The organism is Mesorhizobium oxytropidicola, from assembly GCF_056174625.1.
In genome coordinates, this window is record NZ_CM149692.1 from 1,209,657 (window position 1) to 1,229,269 (window position 19,613).

The 19,613-nt window shown below is 64.4% G+C and carries 19 protein-coding genes and 1 pseudogene; 9 read left to right on the forward strand and 11 right to left on the reverse strand.

Annotation, left to right across the window (positions count from 1 at the left end; translation table 11 throughout):
* Positions 1 to 9 precede the first annotated feature (9 nt).
* Complete coding sequence (locus tag AC0V8S_RS05940; protein ID WP_475437132.1) at positions 10 to 822, reverse strand: helix-turn-helix transcriptional regulator; 813 nt, start codon at positions 820 to 822, stop codon at positions 10 to 12.
* A gap of 114 nt (positions 823 to 936) precedes the next feature.
* Here AC0V8S_RS05940 and AC0V8S_RS05945 point away from each other — a divergent pair, with 114 nt between their 5' ends.
* The 5 genes from AC0V8S_RS05945 (at position 937) to AC0V8S_RS05965 (ending at position 5,729) form a co-directional block, all read left to right on the forward strand.
* Positions 937 to 2,073, forward strand: coding sequence for an ABC transporter ATP-binding protein (locus tag AC0V8S_RS05945; protein WP_475437133.1), 1,137 nt, complete (start codon positions 937 to 939; stop codon positions 2,071 to 2,073).
* Complete coding sequence (locus AC0V8S_RS05950; protein ID WP_475437134.1) at positions 2,054 to 3,217, forward strand: ABC transporter substrate-binding protein; 1,164 nt, start codon at positions 2,054 to 2,056, stop codon at positions 3,215 to 3,217. Before AC0V8S_RS05945 ends, AC0V8S_RS05950 begins: the two co-directional genes overlap by 20 nt.
* A gap of 64 nt (positions 3,218 to 3,281) precedes the next feature.
* The gene (locus tag AC0V8S_RS05955; protein ID WP_475437135.1) at positions 3,282 to 4,145 is read left to right on the forward strand and encodes an ABC transporter permease; all 864 of its coding nucleotides are present in this window, start codon (positions 3,282 to 3,284) and stop codon (positions 4,143 to 4,145) included.
* Positions 4,145 to 4,957, forward strand: a complete 813-nt coding sequence (locus AC0V8S_RS05960; protein WP_475437136.1) for an ABC transporter permease — start codon at positions 4,145 to 4,147, stop codon at positions 4,955 to 4,957. The genes AC0V8S_RS05955 and AC0V8S_RS05960 overlap by 1 nt, the downstream gene beginning before the upstream one ends.
* A gap of 10 nt (positions 4,958 to 4,967) precedes the next feature.
* Positions 4,968 to 5,729, forward strand: a complete 762-nt coding sequence (locus AC0V8S_RS05965; RefSeq protein ID WP_475437137.1) for an SDR family NAD(P)-dependent oxidoreductase — start codon at positions 4,968 to 4,970, stop codon at positions 5,727 to 5,729.
* A gap of 19 nt (positions 5,730 to 5,748) precedes the next feature.
* Here AC0V8S_RS05965 and AC0V8S_RS05970 read toward each other — a convergent pair whose 3' ends face one another.
* The 9 genes and pseudogenes from AC0V8S_RS05970 to AC0V8S_RS06010 all read right to left on the reverse strand — a co-directional run bounded on the left by AC0V8S_RS05970 (position 5,749) and on the right by AC0V8S_RS06010 (position 13,648).
* Complete coding sequence (locus tag AC0V8S_RS05970) at positions 5,749 to 7,257, reverse strand: aldehyde dehydrogenase family protein (protein ID WP_475437138.1); 1,509 nt, start codon at positions 7,255 to 7,257, stop codon at positions 5,749 to 5,751.
* Between the two features lie 173 nt (positions 7,258 to 7,430).
* A complete protein-coding gene (locus tag AC0V8S_RS05975) occupies positions 7,431 to 7,775 on the reverse strand; it encodes a cupin domain-containing protein (protein WP_183464266.1) in 345 nt (114 codons plus the stop codon).
* A 21-nt stretch (positions 7,776 to 7,796) separates the two neighbouring features.
* On the reverse strand, positions 7,797 to 8,138 hold the full coding sequence (locus AC0V8S_RS05980; protein ID WP_183464265.1) for a cupin domain-containing protein: 342 nt from the start codon (positions 8,136 to 8,138) through the stop codon (positions 7,797 to 7,799).
* 21 nt (positions 8,139 to 8,159) lie between these two features.
* Entirely contained in the window at positions 8,160 to 8,507 is a 348-nt protein-coding gene (locus tag AC0V8S_RS05985) for a cupin domain-containing protein (RefSeq protein ID WP_475437139.1), read from the reverse strand.
* Entirely contained in the window at positions 8,504 to 9,778 is a 1,275-nt protein-coding gene (locus AC0V8S_RS05990; protein ID WP_475437140.1) for a glycosyltransferase, read from the reverse strand. Before AC0V8S_RS05990 ends, AC0V8S_RS05985 begins: the two co-directional genes overlap by 4 nt.
* 12 nt (positions 9,779 to 9,790) lie before the next feature.
* The gene (locus AC0V8S_RS05995; RefSeq protein WP_475437141.1) at positions 9,791 to 10,864 is read right to left on the reverse strand and encodes an ABC transporter ATP-binding protein; all 1,074 of its coding nucleotides are present in this window, start codon (positions 10,862 to 10,864) and stop codon (positions 9,791 to 9,793) included.
* Positions 10,861 to 11,654: pseudogene (locus AC0V8S_RS06000) on the reverse strand (ABC transporter permease). Before AC0V8S_RS06000 ends, AC0V8S_RS05995 begins: the two are co-directional and overlap by 4 nt.
* On the reverse strand, positions 11,647 to 12,489 hold the full coding sequence (locus AC0V8S_RS06005; protein WP_475438579.1) for an ABC transporter permease: 843 nt from the start codon (positions 12,487 to 12,489) through the stop codon (positions 11,647 to 11,649). Before AC0V8S_RS06005 ends, AC0V8S_RS06000 begins: the two are co-directional and overlap by 8 nt.
* A 94-nt stretch (positions 12,490 to 12,583) precedes the next feature.
* Positions 12,584 to 13,648 carry a polyamine ABC transporter substrate-binding protein gene (locus AC0V8S_RS06010; RefSeq protein ID WP_475437142.1) on the reverse strand — a complete coding sequence of 355 codons (1,065 nt, stop codon included), beginning with the start codon at positions 13,646 to 13,648 and terminating at the stop codon, positions 12,584 to 12,586.
* 236 nt (positions 13,649 to 13,884) lie between these two features.
* Between AC0V8S_RS06010 and AC0V8S_RS06015 the strand changes: the two genes are divergently transcribed.
* Genes AC0V8S_RS06015 through AC0V8S_RS06030 form a run of 4 tightly spaced genes read left to right on the forward strand, consistent with a single transcriptional unit; the run spans position 13,885 to position 18,794 of the window.
* Positions 13,885 to 14,823 carry a GntR family transcriptional regulator gene (locus AC0V8S_RS06015; RefSeq protein WP_475437143.1) on the forward strand — a complete coding sequence of 313 codons (939 nt, stop codon included), beginning with the start codon at positions 13,885 to 13,887 and terminating at the stop codon, positions 14,821 to 14,823.
* Between the two features lie 10 nt (positions 14,824 to 14,833).
* Positions 14,834 to 16,117 (forward strand): nucleotide disphospho-sugar-binding domain-containing protein, encoded by a 1,284-nt coding sequence (locus AC0V8S_RS06020; protein WP_475437144.1) that lies wholly within the window; start codon positions 14,834 to 14,836, stop codon positions 16,115 to 16,117.
* Positions 16,118 to 16,122: 5 nt separating this feature from the next.
* Entirely contained in the window at positions 16,123 to 17,493 is a 1,371-nt protein-coding gene (locus AC0V8S_RS06025) for a glutamine synthetase family protein (RefSeq protein WP_475438580.1), read from the forward strand.
* A gap of 2 nt (positions 17,494 to 17,495) precedes the next feature.
* Positions 17,496 to 18,794, forward strand: a complete 1,299-nt coding sequence (locus AC0V8S_RS06030; protein WP_183464261.1) for an NAD(P)/FAD-dependent oxidoreductase — start codon at positions 17,496 to 17,498, stop codon at positions 18,792 to 18,794.
* Between the two features lie 16 nt (positions 18,795 to 18,810).
* On the opposite strand, the gene AC0V8S_RS06035 is transcribed toward AC0V8S_RS06030, so the two are convergent.
* A complete protein-coding gene (locus tag AC0V8S_RS06035) occupies positions 18,811 to 19,581 on the reverse strand; it encodes an IclR family transcriptional regulator (RefSeq protein ID WP_475437145.1) in 771 nt (256 codons plus the stop codon).
* Between the last annotated feature and the right edge of the window lie 32 nt (positions 19,582 to 19,613).

Genomic DNA, 19,613 nt, shown 5'->3' on the forward strand with positions numbered 1-19,613 from the left:
CCGTGGCAATTACCGGATCCGCGCGTCGATGATCTCGACGAAGCGGGCGAACAGGCCGGCCTGCGACTTGATCTTGAGCTTGCGGTAGATGTTGCGGCGGTGGACTTTTACCGTGCCCGGCACGATGCGCATGGCCCGGGCGATCGATTCCGTCGAGTGCCCCTGCAGCACCAGGTCGACGACATGCTTTTCGCGCGGCGTCAGCGACAGGCTCTTCCAGATATGGGCGCGGTCGAACTCGTTGACCGGAGCGAGTGTCTCGTCCTGCTTGGCTTCAGCCGGCTCGTCGGCGGGAAGGGCGGGCCAACGCAACCTGATGAAATTGATCACCGCCGGCGCCATGTCGCGCAGCAGCCTGGCATCGGCGGTGCCGAACGGCCCTGAAGCGTGCAACCGCATCAGCGACAACACCAGCGCGTCCTTGCCCGGCAGCGGCACGAAGAAGCCGACCTCCTCGGCCAGTTTCGTCTGGCTGTAATAGGAGCGAAAATACTCGCTGGCGTAGAAGCGATCCGGTGCCAGTTCACGCATGCGCCAGAACCCTTCCTTGCGCTCGACCGCCGCGTGATGGAACGGGTCGAGCAGATAAGGTCCTTCCTGGTAGAGCGCGACGAAGACATGGCTCTCCGCCGGCGAAAAGGTTTCGAACAGCAGCGGCGGGCGCGAGGCGCCGCGATAGCCAAAGATCACGCAGTGGTCGAAGCCGACATGCTGGCGCAGCCAGTCGACCATCGCCTTGCCGAACTGATCGCCGCTCGCCTCCCGTGTCGCAGCGACAAGGGCGGCGAGCCGGCTGTATTCGTCGCTGCGCGATGCGCTCAATCCATACCCCCTTAAACGAGAAAATAGATCAGATATACCACCTGCGAGGTATATACTACCAGCCATTGGCTCTGGTAGCGTTCTCAAATTGCCCTGTTGCTGGAGCCACAGCCTTTGACCGCAGTGCCCGACATCGAGTTTCGCGGCGTCACCAAGCGGTATGGCGCGGTGACCGCGGTCAGCGGCATCGATCTCGCTATTCCACCCTCCGCCTTTGTCGCCCTGCTCGGACCGTCCGGCTGCGGCAAGACGACCTGCCTGCGCATGATCGGCGGCTTCGAGCAACCGAGCGAAGGCCAGGTGTTCATCCGCGGCCAGGACATGGCCGGCACGCCGCCCTACAGGCGGCCAGTCAACATGGTGTTCCAGCAATATGCGTTGTTCCCGCATCTCGATGTGGCAGCCAATGTGTCCTACGGGCTGCGCCAGGCACGACCGCGCCTGTCGTCGCAGGAGATCGACCGGCGGGCCGGCGAAGCGCTCGAAATGGTGCGGCTTGCCGGCTATGGCGGCCGCAAGATCCACGAACTGTCCGGCGGCCAGCAGCAGCGTGTCGCGCTGGCGCGCGCTCTGGTCAACAAGCCGGCCGTACTGTTGCTCGACGAGCCGCTGGCGGCGCTCGACAAGAAGCTGCGCACCGACATGCAGATCGAGCTGCAGAACCTGCAGCGCGAGATCGGCATCACCTTCGTGCTGGTCACCCACGACCAGGAAGAAGCGCTGTCGATGAGCGATTTCGTCTGCGTCATGAATGGCGGCCGCATCGTCCAGCTCGGCCAGCCGAGCGAGATCTATGACGAGCCGGCCGATCTGTTCGTCGCCGATTTCGTCGGCAAGACCAATCTGCTGAGCGGCACCGTCGCCGGGCATTCAGGCGATCTGGTGGACGTGGCGCTGGCCGACGGCACCGTCATTACGGCGCGCAAGCGGACCGCCTTGCGGCAAGGCGAGACCGTTTCGGTCAGCCTGCGCCCGGAATCGCTCAGCCTCGGCGCTCCGCAAAGCGGCCCGCTCAAGGGCATCGTTCGCAACCGCATCTTCCTGGGCTCGACCGCGGAATACGCCATCGAGGTCCAGGGCATCGGAACGCTGCTGGCCAAGGCCGATCACCTGATCGGCCAGGGCAATCTCTTCAAGCCGGGCGAACCCGTCGCCATCGGCTATGCCTTGGGAACGCCGCTGGCGTTTCCGGAGACCAAGAACAACGGGACCAACCAGAGGGTAAACCAAAATGTCGAAATCATATCGTGACGGACTGCCGATAAGCCCCGAAAAATTCGTCGACCAATTGATGCGCCTCAAGCGCGGCTCGATCGGCCGCCGCGACTTTCTTGGCCTCACCGGCCTTGGCATTGCCACAGCGGTGATGGCGCGCGAGATCGGCATCATGCCGACGCCGGCCTTTGCCGCCGAAAACCTTGGCGACCGCATGTCGATCGCCACCTGGCCGAACTATCACGACCCGCAGACCTTCGAGAATTTCAAGAAGGACACCGGCGTCGCCGTAGAGGTCAACGTGTTCGGCTCCAATGAGGAGATGCTGGCCAAGCTGCAGGCCGGCGCCTCGGGCTGGAGCCTGTTCGTGCCGACCAACTATACGATCTCGACCTACAAGAAGCTCGGCATCATCGAACCGCTGGATATGGCGAAGCTGCCGAATTTCGACGGCACGCAGGAAGACCCGCGCTTCACCTCCGAAGGCACGATCGACAAGGTGATCTACGCCGTGCCGAAGAACTGGGGCACGACCGGCTTTGCCGTCAACACCAAGAAGCTGGCCAAGCCGATGACGAGCTGGAAGGAGTTCTGGGACACGGCCATGGCCGAAGGCGACGGCCGCACCATGGTGCACGACTATCAGCTGACCACGATCGGCAATGCGCTGAAATATTATGGCTACTCGTTCAACTCGCTCAAGCAGGACGAGCTCGCCAAGGCCGAGGAACTGCTGCTGAAGGTCAAGCCGCATCTGTTCGCGGTCTCGTCGGACTATCAGCCGGGCATGCGCGCCGGCGACGCCTGGATGACCATGTGCTGGACCAATGACGGCGCGCAGCTCCATCGCGACATCCCGGAGATCGCCTATGTGCTGGGCAAGGAAGGCGGCGAGATCTGGACCGATTTCTACGCCATCCCGAAGGACGCGCCGAACAAGCCGGCCGGTTATGCCTTGCTCAACTACCTCATGAACCCGCAGGTCGCGGTGAAGGAGCATCTTGCCAACGGTGCGCCCTCGACCGATGCGCGCGTCAACAAGCTGCTGCCCAAGGAAGTGCTCGACAATCCGATCCTCTATCCGGCGGCGGATTTGTTGACGCCGCTCGAATTCGGCGCGGCGGCAACGCTGACCGATCCGGGCCGCGCCGAACTGATGGCGCGCTTCAAGTCGGCCTGAGGATCGGCCTGACGCAGACAGAAAACCGGCGGGCACGGGTCCGCCGGCATCGGGGCGGTTTTCAATGCACGGCAACAGATTTCGTCACAATTTCCTGACCGCCTTGCTGCTCGCTCCGGCAACGGCGTGGCTGGTGGTGTTCCTGGTGCTGCCGTTCATCGCCATAGCCATCTTCAGCGTCGGCGAGCGGGCGCCGGAGGGCGGCTATCAGGCCGCCTTCACGCTGGCGCAATACGCCAATTTGCCGGCGCGGGCGACCGCGTTCTGGAACACGATGGTGCTGGCGCCGGTGGGCGCGCTCGCCTGTCTGCTGGTCGCCTATCCCGTCGCCTACTACCTTGCCTTGCGTGCGCCTGCGCGCTGGCGGCTGATCCTGCTCGCGCTCGTCGTCATTCCGTTCTGGACCAGCCTTCTGATGCGGACCTATGCCTGGATGTACATTCTAGGCGGACGCGGCATTCCCGCTCTTCTCGCCTTTGTCGGCATCGAGGATGTCAGGCTGATCAACACGCCGGGCGCTGTCCTGCTCGGCATCGTCTATGGCTATCTGCCGCTGATGATCCTGCCGATCTATGTCAGCCTCGAGCGGCTCGACCGCAGGCTCTTGGAGGCTTCCGCCGATCTTGGCGCGACGCCGCTGTCGACCTTTCTGGGGGTGACCCTAAAGCTGTCGCTGCCGGGTGTGATGACCGGTTTCTCGCTGGTGATGATCCTGCTGCTCGGCGAATATCTGATCCCGACGCTGCTTGGCGGCGGCAAGGTGTTCTTCATCGGCAACGCGCTGGTCGATCTGTTCCTGCAGTCGCGCAACTGGCCGTTCGGCTCGGCAATCGCGATCACGCTGGTGGCGGTTTCGGTGGTGGTGCTGATTGCCGCCAACCGCATCTCGACCCGGGTCTCGGGCGCACGCCGGGTGGATCTGATCTGATGCGCGCCTTCGTCACCGCCGTCTTTGCCTTCCTCTATCTGCCGATCGCGCTGGTCGTGCTGTTCTCCTTCAATGCCGGCCGCCATGCCAGCGAGTTCACCGGTTTTTCGGTGCAGTGGTATGGCACGGCACTGTCGAACCCGTTCCTGGTCGAAGCGCTGAAGAACAGCCTGTTCATCGCCACCACCAGCGCCTTGCTGGCGGCGGTGTGTGGCACGGCGGCGGCACTCGGCCTGGCGCGCGTTGGTGTGCGAACCCGCGCCGTCTTCGACGCACTGCTCGGTGCTGCGATAGTCGTCCCCGGCGTCGTCATCGGCATCTCGACGCTGGTCGCGCTCGTTCAGCTGTTCGGCGTGGTCAACCCGTTCCTCGCCTCGATCTGGCCGGGCGATCAGCCGCCCAAGCTGTCGCTTGGCTACGGTTCGATCATCGCCGCGCACGGCCTGTTTTCGATGGCGCTGGTGACGATGATCGTCAGCACGCGGCTCGGCAGTCTCGACCGCAATCTGGTTGAGGCCTCCAGCGATCTCTACGCGACGCCGCTAACGACGTTCCGCTCGATCGTGCTGCCACAGATCATGCCGGCGGTGGTTGCCGGCTTCCTGCTCGCCTTCACCTTCTCCTTCGACGATTTCATCGTCGCCTTCTTCGTCGCCGGCGCGCAGACGACGCTGCCGATCTATGTCTTCGCGTCGATCCGGCGCGGGGTGACGCCGGAAATCAACGCCATCGCGACGATCGTGCTCGTCGCTTCCGTGCTGCTCGTGGTGCTTGCCCAATGGCAATTGCGCCAGCGCAAGCCGTCCAACTGAAAGCCACATCATGATCCTCAAAAACCGCATCGCCGTGGTGACAGGCGCCGGTTCCGGCATCGGCCGCGCCGGCGCCATGATCATGGCCAGGGAAGGCGCGATGGTCGTCATCGCCGACAGGGATCAGGCCAGCGGCGAGGCGACGGCTTCGGATATCCGCGCGGCGGGCGGCAGTGCCGAGGCAATTGCCACCGACGTTTCGGATGACACGGCGGTGGACGAGTTGATTACCGGCGCGCTCGGCAAATACGGCCGCATCGACATCCTGCACAATCACGCCGGCATCCAGGTCGGCGGCACGCTGACCGAGGTCGGGACCGACGGCATGGACGCCTCCTGGCGGATCAATGTGCGGGCGCAGTTCCTGGCGGCGCGGATCGTCATGCCGTCGATGATCGCGCAAGGCGGCGGCGTCATCCTCAACACGGCTTCCAATTCGGGGGTGTTCTACGATCGTGAGATGATCGCCTATGCGACATCGAAACATGCGGTGGTGGCGATGACGCGGCAGATGTCGCTCGACTATGCCCGGCACAATGTGCGCGTCAACGCGCTCTGCCCGGGCTGGGTCGACACGCCGTTCAATGAACCGTTCATCGCCCAGATGGGCGGACGCGAGGCGATCGAGACCTATGTCCGCACCAAGATCCCGATGGGGCGCTGGGCGAGTGCGGAAGAGATCGCCGAGGCGATCCTGTTCCTGGTCTCCGACCGCTCATCCTTCATGACCGGCCAGGCGCTGGTGATCGACGGCGGCGAAAGCATCGGCTGAGGTGGCGTCTCGGCTTTGGTCAGACGTGCTTGCGGCCGCCGGTCTCGCGGAACCAGCTGTCGGGGTAGGGATACCACCATTCCTGGATCGCCGGCTTGTGGTCGATGATGACCATTTTCGAGCGGCGGAAGGCGTCGAGCCCCTGCCGTCCCAGCTCGCGGCCGAGGCCTGATGCCTTCCAGCCGCCGAACGGCAAGGCGTCATTGTCGATCAGCGGATTGTTGACCCAGACCATGCCGGCCTCGAGCCGTTCGGCCGCCTCATGCGCTTCGGCGAGATCGGTGGTGAAGACGGAAGCGCCGAGGCCGAACGGGCTGTCATTGGCAAGCCGGATCGCCTCGTCGAAATCCTTCACCCGGCAGATGGCGGCGACCGGGCCAAAGCACTCTTCGCGCACGATCGCCATGTCAGGGGTGACGCCGGTCAGGATTGTCGGCTCGTAGAACCAGCCTGTGTTGTGCATCGGTGGGATGCGCCCGCCGGTGACCGCCTTGGCGCCGTGAGCAATGGCGTCATCGACAAGGCGCATCACCTTTGTCCGCGCGCTTTCACTGACCAGCGGGCCGATCTCGGTCTTGTCCATGCCGTTGCCGATGCGCAGCGCTCGCGTCTTCTCGGCGAACAGCTCGACAAAGCGGTCATGCACGGCATCGACGACGAAGAAACGCTCGGCCGAGGTGCAGACCTGGCCGGTCAGATGGAAGGCGGCGGTGACGCTGCCGGCCGAGGCGACCTCCAACGGGGCGTGCTCACTGATGATCAGCGGATCGCTGCCGCCGGCCTCGATGACGCAAGGCTTCATGCGCTCGGCGCAGGCGACCGCCACCGCCTTGCCGGCGGCGACCGAGCCGGTGAAGGCGACCGCGTGGGTGCGATCGGAAGTGATCAGAGCCTGCGCCGTGGCCGCCCCACCGGGCAGGCAGGAGACGAGGCCTTCGGGCAGGGAGCGGAACACGGCCATGTAGTCCAGTGTCGACAGCGTCGTCGCCTCGGCCGGCTTGACGATGCAGGCATTGCCGGCGGCAAGCGAGGCGGCCACCGTCCAGCACATCAACAGGATCGGGAAATTGTAAGGCATGATGTGGACGGAGACGCCATAGGGCTCGTAGCGCGCATACTGGAACGAGCCGGCCTGCGTCGTGCCGGCGATCTTGCCGGCATCGTCCCGCGCCATCTCGGCATAGTAACGGAAGATCGGCGCGCAATTGGCGATCTCGCCGATCGCTTCGGGATAGGGCTTGCCCATCGCGCGCACCATCAGTTCGGCGCAGCGCGTGAAATCGGCCGCCTCGATGGCGTTGGCGACGACATGGAGGTGTTTTGCCCGGCTCTTGGCATCGAGCTTTTTCCAGGCGGCTTGCGCCTTGGTTGCCGCAGCGACCGCCGCGTCGATCTCGCCGTCGCTGGCCGCCGCGATCGCGCCGACCGTTTCCAGCGTCGCCGGATCGATCACCGGTTTGCTTACGCCGGCCATCGGCCGGTAGTCCGGATTGACGAAGAAGGTCGGCCGGTCAGGGGAGAAATGCATTTTCGTCCTCCTCCACGTATGGAGCCTTTTTCGAGAATTCGCCCTGCCGAGGCAGATGGCGCGGCTTTCGGGGTCGACACCGTCGACGAGCGCAGCGGACATTTAGGTCCGTGAGCACCGGAAGCGCAGAAAGCCGCGTCAGGTGTCCGGCAGGGTAGAATTATCGGAAAGGGTCAGCGGATCATGTAGACCTTCTTGATCGTCTCGTGGACGGTGCAGACGCCCTTCCAGTCCTGCGGAAAGAACGCTGCCGTGTCCGGCTCGATCTCGATGACTTCGCCCGACTCGTGCACATAGGTGCAGCGACCTTCGAGGAAGTGGCAGAACTCGTCGCGGGTGACGTGGCAGTGCCATTTGCCCGGTGTGCAGACCCACAGCCCGCATTCCGAGCGGCCTTCCGGTCCCTTGTAGAGCAGCTTGCCCGAGGTGTGGGACTGGCCCTCGATCATGGTCGGGATGACGCCCCAGTCGACGAGGTCGGTGACTGCGAGCGGCGATTGCATGATTGGCGTGGTCATATCGATTTCCTTGAAAAATGCTCACCGGCACATGAAAGCCTTGGTCAGCGTTTGCGTGATGATGGAGATGCCGGTCCAGCCGGCGGGAAAGAACACCAGTGTGCCGGCCGTGACCCGAATCTCTTCGCCATTGTCATGGACATAGCTGCCGTGACCCGACAGGAAGTGGCAGAATTCGTCGGCGGCAAATGTTACCTTGCGGGTGCCTGGCGTGCAGGACCACAGGCCGCACTCGCTCGATCCGTCCTGGTTCTGCGACAGGATCTTGCCGGAGGCGCGCGGCTCCCCGGCAAGCGTGTTGCTGCCCGCGCCCCAATCCTCCAGTTCAACGGCCGAGGCCTGCGGCCAATGCGGTGTCGACATGTCGTGTAGCTCCGTTGCTGTTCAGGCCAGCATGTAGACGTTGCGCATGGTCTCATGCACAGTGCATTCGCCCGTCCAGCCGGCGGGGAACAAGACCACGGTCCCGGCCGACACTTCTATCACTTCGCCGACATCCGAGCGGTAGGTCGCCCGGCCGGCGACGAAATGGCACAATTCGTCGCGCGGGATCGAGAGCCGCCAGCGGCCGGGCGTGCACACCCAGATGCCGGATTCCGGCTGGTTGGGTCCCTTGTGCACAAGCCGGCCGGTCGAGTGCGAGGCGCCTTCCAGTGCGTCGGGCTGGGCGCCCCAGTCGACGAGATCGGTGCGGGTGGAGGCCTGGTGGAGGTGCGGAGCGGAAGAGGTCACAGCAGCGCCTCCAGCAGCCCTGCAGCCTTCTCAGGCCCATTCTGCGCGTGCATCTGCGCCGAAGTCTTCGCCAGCTTCGCGTTCATTTTGGGATCGGTCAGGCAGGCTTCGATCTTCGCGACCAGATCGGCATCGCTCCAGTCATAGCGCGGCATGCCGAAGCCGTGGCCGGTCTCCTCGACGCGGGTGGCGTTGTCGTGGCCGTCCCAGACATAGGGCATGATGATCGCCGGCTTGCCGAAATAGAGGCACTCGGTGAACGAGTTGTTGCCGCCATGGTGGATGACGGCATCGACCTGCGGGATCACCGAAGGCTGCGGGAACCAGCTCTCGACGATGACGTTGCCGGGCACATCCGTATACTGGTCCTTGTAGCCGCCGACATTGACCAGCGCGCGGTAGCGCGTCTTGCCGATCGTGGCGATGATGCGCTTCAACAGCTCGACATCGCCCGCACCCAGGCTGCCGAAGGAGACATAGAGCAGCGGCCCGTCATTGTTTTGGGCGAAGGTCGGTATCGCATAAGGCTTCTCCTGCCGCACGCAGCCTTCGAGGTACTGGAACTTTGCCGGATCAAGCGGATGACGGCGCTTGAATTTTGCCGCCTCGGGATAGAGCAGCAAATTGAGATAGGGCGACGCCTCGAAGAACTGGCCGACCGGATAGGCCGCCTCGTTGTTGGCCTTCAGGAAGGCATTGAAGTCGTCGTGGATCGGCTTGATCACCGCGTTGAAGTGGTCGCGGTAGCGCTGATGTCCGGCATGGTCGTTCTCGCCGCAGCCTGAGAGATGCGGCGGGATGTCCTCGTCCTCGATCTCGTTTTCCGAGCAGGAGATGACGCGCACCCATGGCTTGCCGAACTGTTTTATGGCCGGAAACAGGATGACGTTGTCGACGCAGATCACGTCGGGCTTGATGGCGGCCAGCACGCCCGGCAGGTCCTTCTGCGCCCATTTGGCGCTGTCGACGATCGCGGTCCAGCAATCCTTCACATAGTTGTCGACCTGGTCGTAGGGCGATTTGCGGAAATTCGGGATGTGGCCGTTGATGAAATCCTCCCAGAACTTCGCCATCTGTTCGGGCGGCATCGGTTCGGACAGGTTCACCGGATGCGCCTCGAAGCCGTAGCCCCTGTAGACCTCGACAAAACCGGGATCGGAGAGGAACACAGCCTTGTGGCCGCGCGCCTCGACGGCTTGCGCGATGCCGACGGAATTGAGCGCCGGGCCGTAGGCCGCTTCGGGAAAAAACGCGATCGTCTTCTGCGCCATCAAGCTTCTCCTCTATTCCTCAAAAATTCTGACATCGGTGGCATCCCAGCCGAGTTCGATCTGGTCGCCTGACGAAACCGGCCTGCGGTCGGCGGCATCGGCAGTGACGCGCACCAGGAACGGTTTTGGCGACAGCGGTGTGCGGACATGCAGCTGCAGGTCGAGGCCGTGATAGGCCAGCGCCTCGACGGTGCCGGTCGTGCGGTTGGCGGTCTGAGCCTCTGGAAACAGTCGGATGCGCTCGGGCCGCACCGAGGCAACCGCCGATGTGCCCGGTGTGAGCGTGGCGGGCACCTTGCCGGCAATGCGCGCGCCGTTCGCGGCCAGCACGCCATCGGCCGACGCCTTGCCGGGGATAAAATTCATCACGCCGATGAAGTCGGCGACGAAGCGGTCGGCGGGATGCTCGTAGACCGCGTGCGGCGTGTCGCATTGCAGCAGCTTGCCGTCTTTCAGCACGGCCATGCGGTCGGCCATGACGAGCGATTCTTCCTGGTCGTGGGTGACGATGACGAAGGTGATGCCGACCTCGTGCTGCAGGCGTTTCAATTCCAATTGCATGGCGCCGCGCAGCTTCTTGTCGAGGGCGCCGAGCGGCTCGTCGAGCAGCAGCAGGCGGGGCCGCTTGACCAGGGCGCGGGCGAGCGCGACGCGCTGCTTCTGGCCGCCCGACAGTTGTTCCGGCTTGCGGTCGGCGAAGGGGACGAGTTCGGTGGTCGCCAGGATGGCGTCGACGCGCGCGCGGATTTCCTTAGCCGGCAGCCGTTCCATTTCCAGGCCATAGGAGACATTGGCGCGCACGCTCATATGCGGAAACAGCGCGTAGGACTGGAACATCAGATTGACCGGCCGCTTGTTGGGCGGGGTCCTGGCGATGTCCTTGCCGTCGAGCAGGATGCGGCCGTCGCTCGGCGTCTCGAAACCGGCGAGCATGCGCAAGAGCGTGGTCTTGCCGCAGCCGGAGGGGCCGAGCAGCGCGAAGAATTCGTTCTCCCGGATATCGAGCGAGATGCCGTCGACGGCGGTGACGCGGCCGAAATTCTTCGACACATGATCGATGGCCAGCAGCGTGCGCGGTTCGCTCATTGGCCGATCATTCCCCGGTTAAGCCGCTGCGACAGGGTGAGCGCGGTGATCGAGACCGCCATGACGATGGTCGCCAGCGCGTTGATCTCCGGGGTGATGCCAAAGCGGATCATGGCGTAGATCTGCATCGGCAGCGTGGTCGAGGCGCGGCCGGCGCCAGCGGTGAAGAAGGCGATGATGAACTCGTCGACCGACATCGTGAAGGCAAGCAGCGCGCCGGCGATCACCGCTGGCAGGATGACCGGCAAGGTCACGCGCCGAAACGTGGTGAGCGCGGAGGCGCCGAGATCGGCGGAGGCCTCGACGATCGACCAGTCGAAGCTCTTCAGCCGGGCACGCACCACCGAGCAGACGAAGGCGAGGTTGAAGACGACATGGGCGAGGATGATGGTGTGCAGCCCCATGGTCAGGTTGAGCATGGAAAAGAACGACAGCAACGCGATCGCCAGCACGATGTCGGGATGATCATCGGCGCGAAGATCAGGGCTTCGAGGCCCTTGCCATATTGCCGGCGCATCTCGACGCCGATTGCCAGCAGTGTGCCGAGCAAGGTTGCGATTGCGGTCGAGACCAGGGCGACGATCAGCGTGTTGAGCGCGGCGGACAGGATCGCGGAATTGTGGGCGAGTGAGACATACCATTTCAGGGAGAAGCCCGACCATGCCGTGGGCAACCCGCCTTCATTGAAGGACAGCGCCACCAGCACGGCGATCGGGATGTAGAGGAAGGCGAAGACGAGGCCGAGCACGAGCCAGAGCGTGCGCCGCGTGGCAGGGGAGCGCTCAGCCATCGGCGTTACCTCTTGCCTCAGCCGCACGCCCAGCGGCGCGATTGGCAGCCATCGCCTGCGCCATCAGCACCAGCAGCATGATGGCGATCAGCGCCATCGCGAGTGCCGCGCCGAACGGCCAGTCATTGGCGGTCAGGAACTGGTCGTAGACGAGGTTGCCGATCATCTGGAAGCGGCCGCCACCGAGCAGCGCCGGTGTGACGAAATTGCCGATCGACAGCACGAAGACGAAGACCGCGCCGGCGGCGATGCCGGGCACGGTCAGCGGCAAGATGACACGACGGAATGTGGTGGCGGCGGAAGCGCCGAGATCGCGCGAGGCTTCGGCGAGTTCCGGGTTGAGGCGCGACAGTGGCGCGTAGCAGGCGAGGATGACGAAGGGCAGATAGTTGTAGACCAGGCCGGCGATGACTGCGCCTTCCGTATAGAGCATCGACGGCGGCTCGCCGGTGTAGCCGAACCAGCGCAGAAGCTGGGTGATCAGGCCTTCGCGGTTGAGCAGCACGATCCAGGCATAGGTGCGGATCAGATAGTTGGACCAGAACGGCAGCACGGCAAAAAACAGGAACACCGGCTGCCAGCGGCGCGGTGCCGCAGCGATGGCATAGGCGGCGGCATAACCGATCACCACCGCGATCAGCGTGGCCGTGCCGGCGATACGCGCCGATTTCAGGAAAATGCCGGCATAGAGCGGGTCGAAGACCAGCCCGAAATTCTCCAGCGTGAAGGTGTAGTCGATGCCGCCATATATGCCGCGCCGGAAGAAGGCGAGCGCCAGCACCAGCGCGCAGGGAATCACCATCAGCGCGGTCAGCCAGACCAGCGCCGGGGCCATCAGCAGGGAGGAACGAAGTCGGGTCTGGGACAATTTCTCGGGTACCGCTCAGGGCCGGCGGCAGAAGCACCGCCGACCGTGATGTCTACGCCGCCTACTGCGCGGCCTTGATCTCGCTGACGATCTTGGAATAGTCGCGCTGGGCTTCGCCGACATCACGCAGCTGCTCGAACTTGACGAGGTCGGCTACCGGCATCGCCATGTTGGGGAATTTGGCCAGGAAATCGGCCGGCAGGCTTTCCATGGCCGGCTTGTTCGGCACCTTGTAGTCGATGTTCTGCGCCGCCCAGGCGTGGTTCTTGGCGTCAAGCATGAAGTTGATGAACTTGAAGGCGTCGTCCTTGTGCTCGGATGCCTTCATCACGACCATCGTGTCGACCCAGAGATCCGAACCTTCCTTCGGAATGACGTATTTGATCTCCGGCTTTTCAGCGATGCCGTAATTGCACCAGCCGTCCCAGGCCTGCACCATCAGCGCCTCGCCCGACACCAGCTTCGAATAGAAGGTGGTGTCGTCATAAGCGAGCAGGGTTTTCTTGGCCGAGATCAGCAGGTCCTTGACCTCGGCCATCTTGGCCGGGTCGGTCTCGTTGACGGAAAAACCCTTGTCGAGCTGGCCGGCGGCCAGCAGCCAGCGATCGGTCGCCAGCATGGTGGTCTTGCCCTTCAGTGCGTCTGAAGGCACGAGCAGGTCGCTCCAGCTCGTCGGCGCTGTCTTGACCAGGTCCGAGCGGTAGCAGAGGCCGGTCGTGCCCCAGGTGTAAGGCACGGAGAAGGTGTTGCCGACATCGTGCGGCAGCTTGGTTGCTTCCGAGTAGAGGTTGGCGAGGTTGGGGACCTTGGCGTGGTCGATCGGCTCGGTCAGGCCGAGCTTGTTCAGCACCTCGGCGAAGGGCGAGGAAACGAAGACCACGTCATAGCCCTTGCCGCCGGCGGCGATGAGCTTGCCCATGATCTCTTCATTGGTGGCGTGCACCACCACTTCGCCGGAGACGCCGGTGGCGGTCTTGAAGGCGGCCATGGCGTCGGGCGCCATGTAGCCGTCCCAGTTGGAGATGACGAGGTCGGCGGCCATCGCCGGCGCCGACAGCGCCAGGGCAAGGCCGACAGCGATTGAAGAGACCTTGAGCGCACGGCGCCGCGGGCTGGTAGCGGTCATGGCAAACTCCCATTCCGGTTGATCTTCGAATTCTGTGCTGGACCGGGCGCGACCCATGCCGCTGCTTTCGATCCTGTTCCCTCGGTCTTTTTTCTCGCCGATTGCATAGACAGTACTATTGCAGAAAAAAGTACGTCAATCCATAATTTGTCAAGCGACCGAGGAATCTGGCCGATTGCGTCCGCGAGGCCGATCGGTCAAATCATGTAGGTCACGTCCGCCCACCGAGATTTGTCATGCAAGCCGCAGCCCGACGACCTCGCACCAACCATCTCGATCTGGCGCAGCGCATCCTCGATGTGGCGCGTCAGCGCGGTTTCGAGCCCGGCGCGCGCCTACCTGAGCAGCAGATCGCCTCGCTGTGCAATGTCTCGCGCACACCGGTGCGGGCCGCACTCAGCCTGCTCGCGGAGCGGGGCGTCGTGCGTTGGGAGGCCGATACCGGCTATCATCTGGCTGTGGACCTTACCGCACAGTCGGCCCTATCAGCCGAATTGCCTGCCGCGGAGGAAGACGAGCTCGCCGAAGCGATTCTGCGCGACCGGTCGGCGCGGCGATTGGACCAGACAGTGACCGCCGCAGGCTTGATGCGACGGTACAGTGCCGAGAGAAAGACGGTACTAAAAGCGCTTAATAAACTGACGGAAGAGAATCTTCTGGACCGCGCGCCCGGCCAGTCCTGGCTTTTCCGGCGCACCCCCGACGATCCCGAGGCGCAAGGCGAAAGCTATGAGTTCCGCTTGCTGCTGGAGCCGGCGGCGATCCTGACGCCGGGGTTCCGGCTGGACGGCGCGCGGGCGGCGGCGTTGCGGCAGGGCATGGACGCGCTGTCGGCGCAGCCGGATGCGGCGTTCGACACGCGCGAATTCCAGCGGCTGGACATGGATTTCCACGGCATGATCGCCGAGGGCTGCGCCAACCGCTTCATCGCTGACGCGCTGGCCGATCACTTGAGGCTGCGCCGGCTGCCGGGCATCTATGCCGGGGTCAACGTCTTCCGGCTGCGGCAATCCTTGCGGGAGCACCTGAACATACTCGACCATCTCGAAAGCCGGCAGTATGAGGTGGCTGCCGATCTGCTTCGCATCCACCTGCGGCTCTCCCGCAACCAGCGACCGCAAGCGGCCAGCCGCGGCGCCCCCGCGCTGTTCGGCATGATCAGCCGGCCGGAATGACGAGGATTAATTGACGCGTAAAGCCAGCCCGACCATCGCGCTGTTTCCCGAAGCAAGCTTCGGCGCTGCGTTGAATTGCGTCGGCATTGCGCAGGCCTTGCGTGCCCGGGGCGCCCGGCCGGTCTTCATCTGCCATGCCGGTTTCTCCGGCGTCTTTGCCGACTATGGTTTCCAGGAATACCAGCTGCCGACCGACGAGCCGCTGAGCGACAGCGAGCGCCAGAGCTACTGGCAGGCTTTCGTGCGCCGGCACCTGCCGCATTTCCGGCTGAGCCCGATCGACCAGCTCGAAACCTATGTCGCGCCGACCTGGCAAGCGATCGTCGACACGGCGGTCAATGCCGAGGCGCCGCTGCGCCAATTGCTGGCGCGACTGAAGCCCGACGCGGTGGTGCTCGACAATGTCATCATGTTCCCGGCTATCGCCGCCGCCAGCTGTCCCTGGGTGCGCGTCGTCTCCTGCGCCGAGACCGAGCTGCCCGACGCTGAAGTGCCGCCCTACCTTTCAGGGATGGGCGCGGACGACCCGCAACGCTCGGCGTTCGAGGCGCGCTATCTCTCGGCCTCGTCGCCGGCGCATGACCGCTTCAACCGTTTTCGCGTCGATGCCGGCCTGGCGCCATTGCCGAAAGGCCTGTTCCTCGAAAGCTCGCCCGATCTCAATCTGCTGTTGACGCCGGCGATCGTGCGGCGCGAACGGGCCGAGCCGCTTGATCCCCAGCGCTTCGTCTATCTCGAAGGCTGCGTGCGCTCGGAAGGGCCGTTCGAGGTGCCGGTGTTTCCGCGCAACAAGGGACCGCTGGTCTATGTCGCCTTCGGCAGTTTAGGGGCCATGGATGTCGGGTTGATCGAGCGCATGCTTGCCGTGTTCGACCGGCTGCCGGCGCGTTTCATCGTCAATGTCGGCGGCCTGCGCGACGCCTATCGCGCGGTGCCCGACAATGTCTATCTCGACGCCTGGTTTCCGCAGCCATCCGTGGTGGCGAAGTCGGACCTGTTCATCCATCACGGCGGTAACAACAGCTTTTGCGAGGCGCTGCGTTTCGGCGTGCCGTCGCTGATCATGCCCTATTGCTGGGACGGACATGACAATGCGCGCCGCGCCGAAGAGACCGGCACCGGCGACCATATCGGCCGTGACGGCTGGACCGAAGGAGTATTGGAGAGAGCCATTCTCGGCCTGCTGGCCGACGACGCCATGCGCGCCCGCCTGAGGGACAATGCAGCCCAGATGGCGCTGAAACCCGGAACGGACGTGGCCGCGCAAGCCATACTCTCCCTGATACGGACTTGAACGAAATGCTCGACAAGAACACGAATACCGCGACCAACGATCCCAAGGCCTGGCTGGCACAGCACGGCATCAACGAAGTCGAATGCCTGGTGCCCGACATGAACGGCGTGCTGCGCGGCAAGGCGCTGCCGGCGGCCAAATTTCTCAAGGCGCTGGAAGACCGCGCGCTCTATCTGCCGAGCAGCGCTTTCCTGGTCAGCATCGACGGCCGCTATTCCGGCTCGATCGACGAGGGTTTTGCCTATTCGGACCCGGACATGCGCATGGTGCCTGACGTTTCGACGCTCTGCCTGGCGCCGGGTGCCGGGGCGGGGAAGGCCTATGTCTTCGCCGACGCCTTCCACATGGACGGCAGGCCATGGATGGCCTCGCCGCGGCATGTGCTGCGCGCCGTGCTCGATCTCTACCGCCAGCGCGGCTGGCGCGCGGTGGTGGCGCCGGAGGTCGAATTCTATCTCACCGCGCCCAACCCCGATCCGGACCGGCCGCTGACCGCGCCGGTCGGCGCCAATGGCCGCGCCGAGGGCGCGCAGCATCCCTATGACATGGTGGCACTGGAAGAATTCGAGCCGGTGATCCGCCGCGTCTATAACTATGCCGCGGCCGCCGGCCTGCCGCTCGACACGCTGATCCATGAATCGGGCACGGCGCAGCTGGAGATCAACCTCCTGCATGGCGACGCGCTGCCGCTGGCCGACCAGGTGCTTTTGTTCAAGCGACTGACGCGCCAGGCCGCGCAGCAATGCGGCATGCACGCCACCTTCATGGCCAAGCCGATCGCGGCGCAAGCGGGCAGTTCGATGCATCTGCACATGTCTGTTGTCGACGAGGCGGGCAATGCGCTGTTTGCCAGCGCTGACGATGCCGACACCGAGATGTTCGGCCATTTCATCGGCGGCCTGCAGAAATACGTGCCGGAGATCATGCCGCTGTTCGCGCCCAACGTGAATTCGTTCCGCCGGATACGGCCGAACCACAGCGCGCCGGCCAACATCGAATGGTCGCATGACAATCGCTCCTGCGGCCTGCGCGTGCCGGCCGGTGGCCGCGCGGCGCGGCGCGTGGAGAACCGGCTGCCGGGTGCCGATTCCAATCCCTATCTGGCGATCGCCGGCTCGCTGCTCGCCGGCTATCTCGGCGTCGAGCAGAAACTGGCGCGCTCGGCCGAGGCTTTAGGCAACGCCTACAAGATCAAGAGCACGCTGCCGAAAACCATGGAGGAGGCGCTCGACCGCTTCACGGCTTGCGAGCCGGTGCGCAAACTGCTCGGCGAGGACTTCTTCCAGACCTATCTGCGCGTCAAGAGCGTCGAACTCGACCTGTTCCAGAGCGTGGTGACGAGCTGGGAACGCGACCATTTGCTGCTGAAGGTGTGATCATGGCATCTTCAACGGGTTTCAATTCCGGCCTCGATATCGGCAAATCCTATTATGTCGCCACCGCCAATCCGGCGCCGGACCATCCGGCGCTTGTCGGCGATGTCGAAGCCGACCTGGTGGTTGTCGGCGGCGGCTGCACCGGCCTGTCGGCCGCCCTTCACGCCGCCGAGCGCGGCCTGAAGGTGGTGCTGCTCGAAGGCGGCAAGATCGGCTGGGGCGCATCGGGCCGCAATGGCGGCCAGATGATCCCCGGCCTGCGCAAGGGCGCCAAGGGCCTGGTCAAGCTTTACGGCCCCGAGCGGGCGAAGGTGCTGTTTGACCTTGCCTTCGAGGCGCGCGGCCTGGTGCTCGACATCATCGAGCGCCATGCCATCGACTGCGATCTGCGGTTGACCGGCCATCTGGTCGGCGCCGTCAACGGCTCCGATCTCAAGGATTTGGAGGAAGAGGCCAAGTGCCTCGAGAGCGTGATGAAATTCCGCGATGTCGAGATCCTCTCGGCGGCGGACGCCCGCGCCAAGGTCGACACATCATATCACGGCGCGATGTACGAGCCGCTTGGCGGCCACATGCATCCGCTGAACTACACGCTCGGCCTTGCCCGTGCGGCAGTGGCCGCCGGCGTGGTCATCCACGAGAATTCGGTGGCTGTGAAACTGGAGCGCGAGCCTGCGATCCGGGTCTCGACCTCAAAGGGGTCGGTGCGCGCCAAACATGTCGTGCTGGCGGGCGATGCGCTGCTGCATGGGTTGGAGCCGCGCGTCAACAGCCGCATCATGCCGGTTGGCAACTATATCGTCGCCACCGAGCCGCTGGAGGGCACGCGCAACGTCATCCCGGCCAATGTCGCGGTGTCGGACACGCGCTTCGTCGTCAATTACTACCGCATGTCGGCAGACGGCCGCCTGCTGTTCGGCGGCGGCGAGCGCTACACGCCATCGCCGCCGGCCGACATAGCCGGCTTCGTGCGGCCGCATATGGAAGCCACCTTCCCGCAACTCAGGGGTTGCCGCATCGATCATGCCTGGGGAGGGCTGGTGTCGGTGACGACATCACGGCTGCCGCATGTCGGGCACTATGGCGAGGTCTATTTCGCGCATGGCTATTCCGGCAAGGGCGTCATCCTGTCGACGCTGTCGGGCAAGCTGCTCGCCGAAGCGATCACCGGGGATGCCTCGCGACTGGATCTGTTCTCGACGCTGACCCCGCTGCCGTTCCCCGGCGGCACGGCCCTGCGTGGGCCGCTCTATGTGCTGGGCATGTTGTGGTACGCGATGCGGGATCGGATCAAGCATTGAGGTCGCGAGAAGCGACCTAAACCACGAAGAAATCCTCGATGCGCTCTCTGGCCCCAAGCAGCGCCGGCAGGATTTCCCGTTCCATCTCCGCGACCGAAAATCGCGCCGACTGGGTCGAGACATTGATCGCCGCGACCGTGCTGCCAGCGCGGTCGCGGATCGGCACGGCGATGGAGCGCAGGCCGAGCTCCAGCTCCTCGTCGACGATCACAAAGCCGTTCGCCTTCGCCTTGCCGATGGCCTCGGCCAGCAGCCCGATGTCGGTGATCGTCTTCGGCGTCCGTCTTTCGATGGTCGCCTGGTGCAGGAATTTGTCGAGGTCCCCTGGCGCCAGGCCGGCGAGCAGCATGCGCCCCATCGAGGTGCAATAGGCGGGCAGCCTGGTGCCGACATCGAGCGACACGCTGAGGATGCGGCGGCCGGGGATGCGGGCGACATAGACGACATCCTGGCCCGACAGGATTGCCGCCGAACAGGCCTCGTTCAGTTGTGCCGCAACGGTCCGCATGATCGGCGCGGCGAAGCTCCACAGCGAGCCGCCACCGAGCCAGGTGCGGGCGACGGTCAGCAGGCGCGGTGACAGCGAGAACATGCGGCCGTCCTGGGTGGCATAGCCGGTGGCGACAAGCGTCAGCAGGAAGCGGCGGGCGCCGGCACGGGTCAGGCCGGCTTCCTCGGCCATCTCGGTCAGCGTCATGCCCTGGGGGTGGCGGGCGAGAATCTCCATCACGGCAAGGCCACGCTCCAGCGAGCCGACATGGTCACGGGAAGCAGCCTCTTCGTCCATCTCACCTCCGCCAAACGGCATCGTCGCCAGGA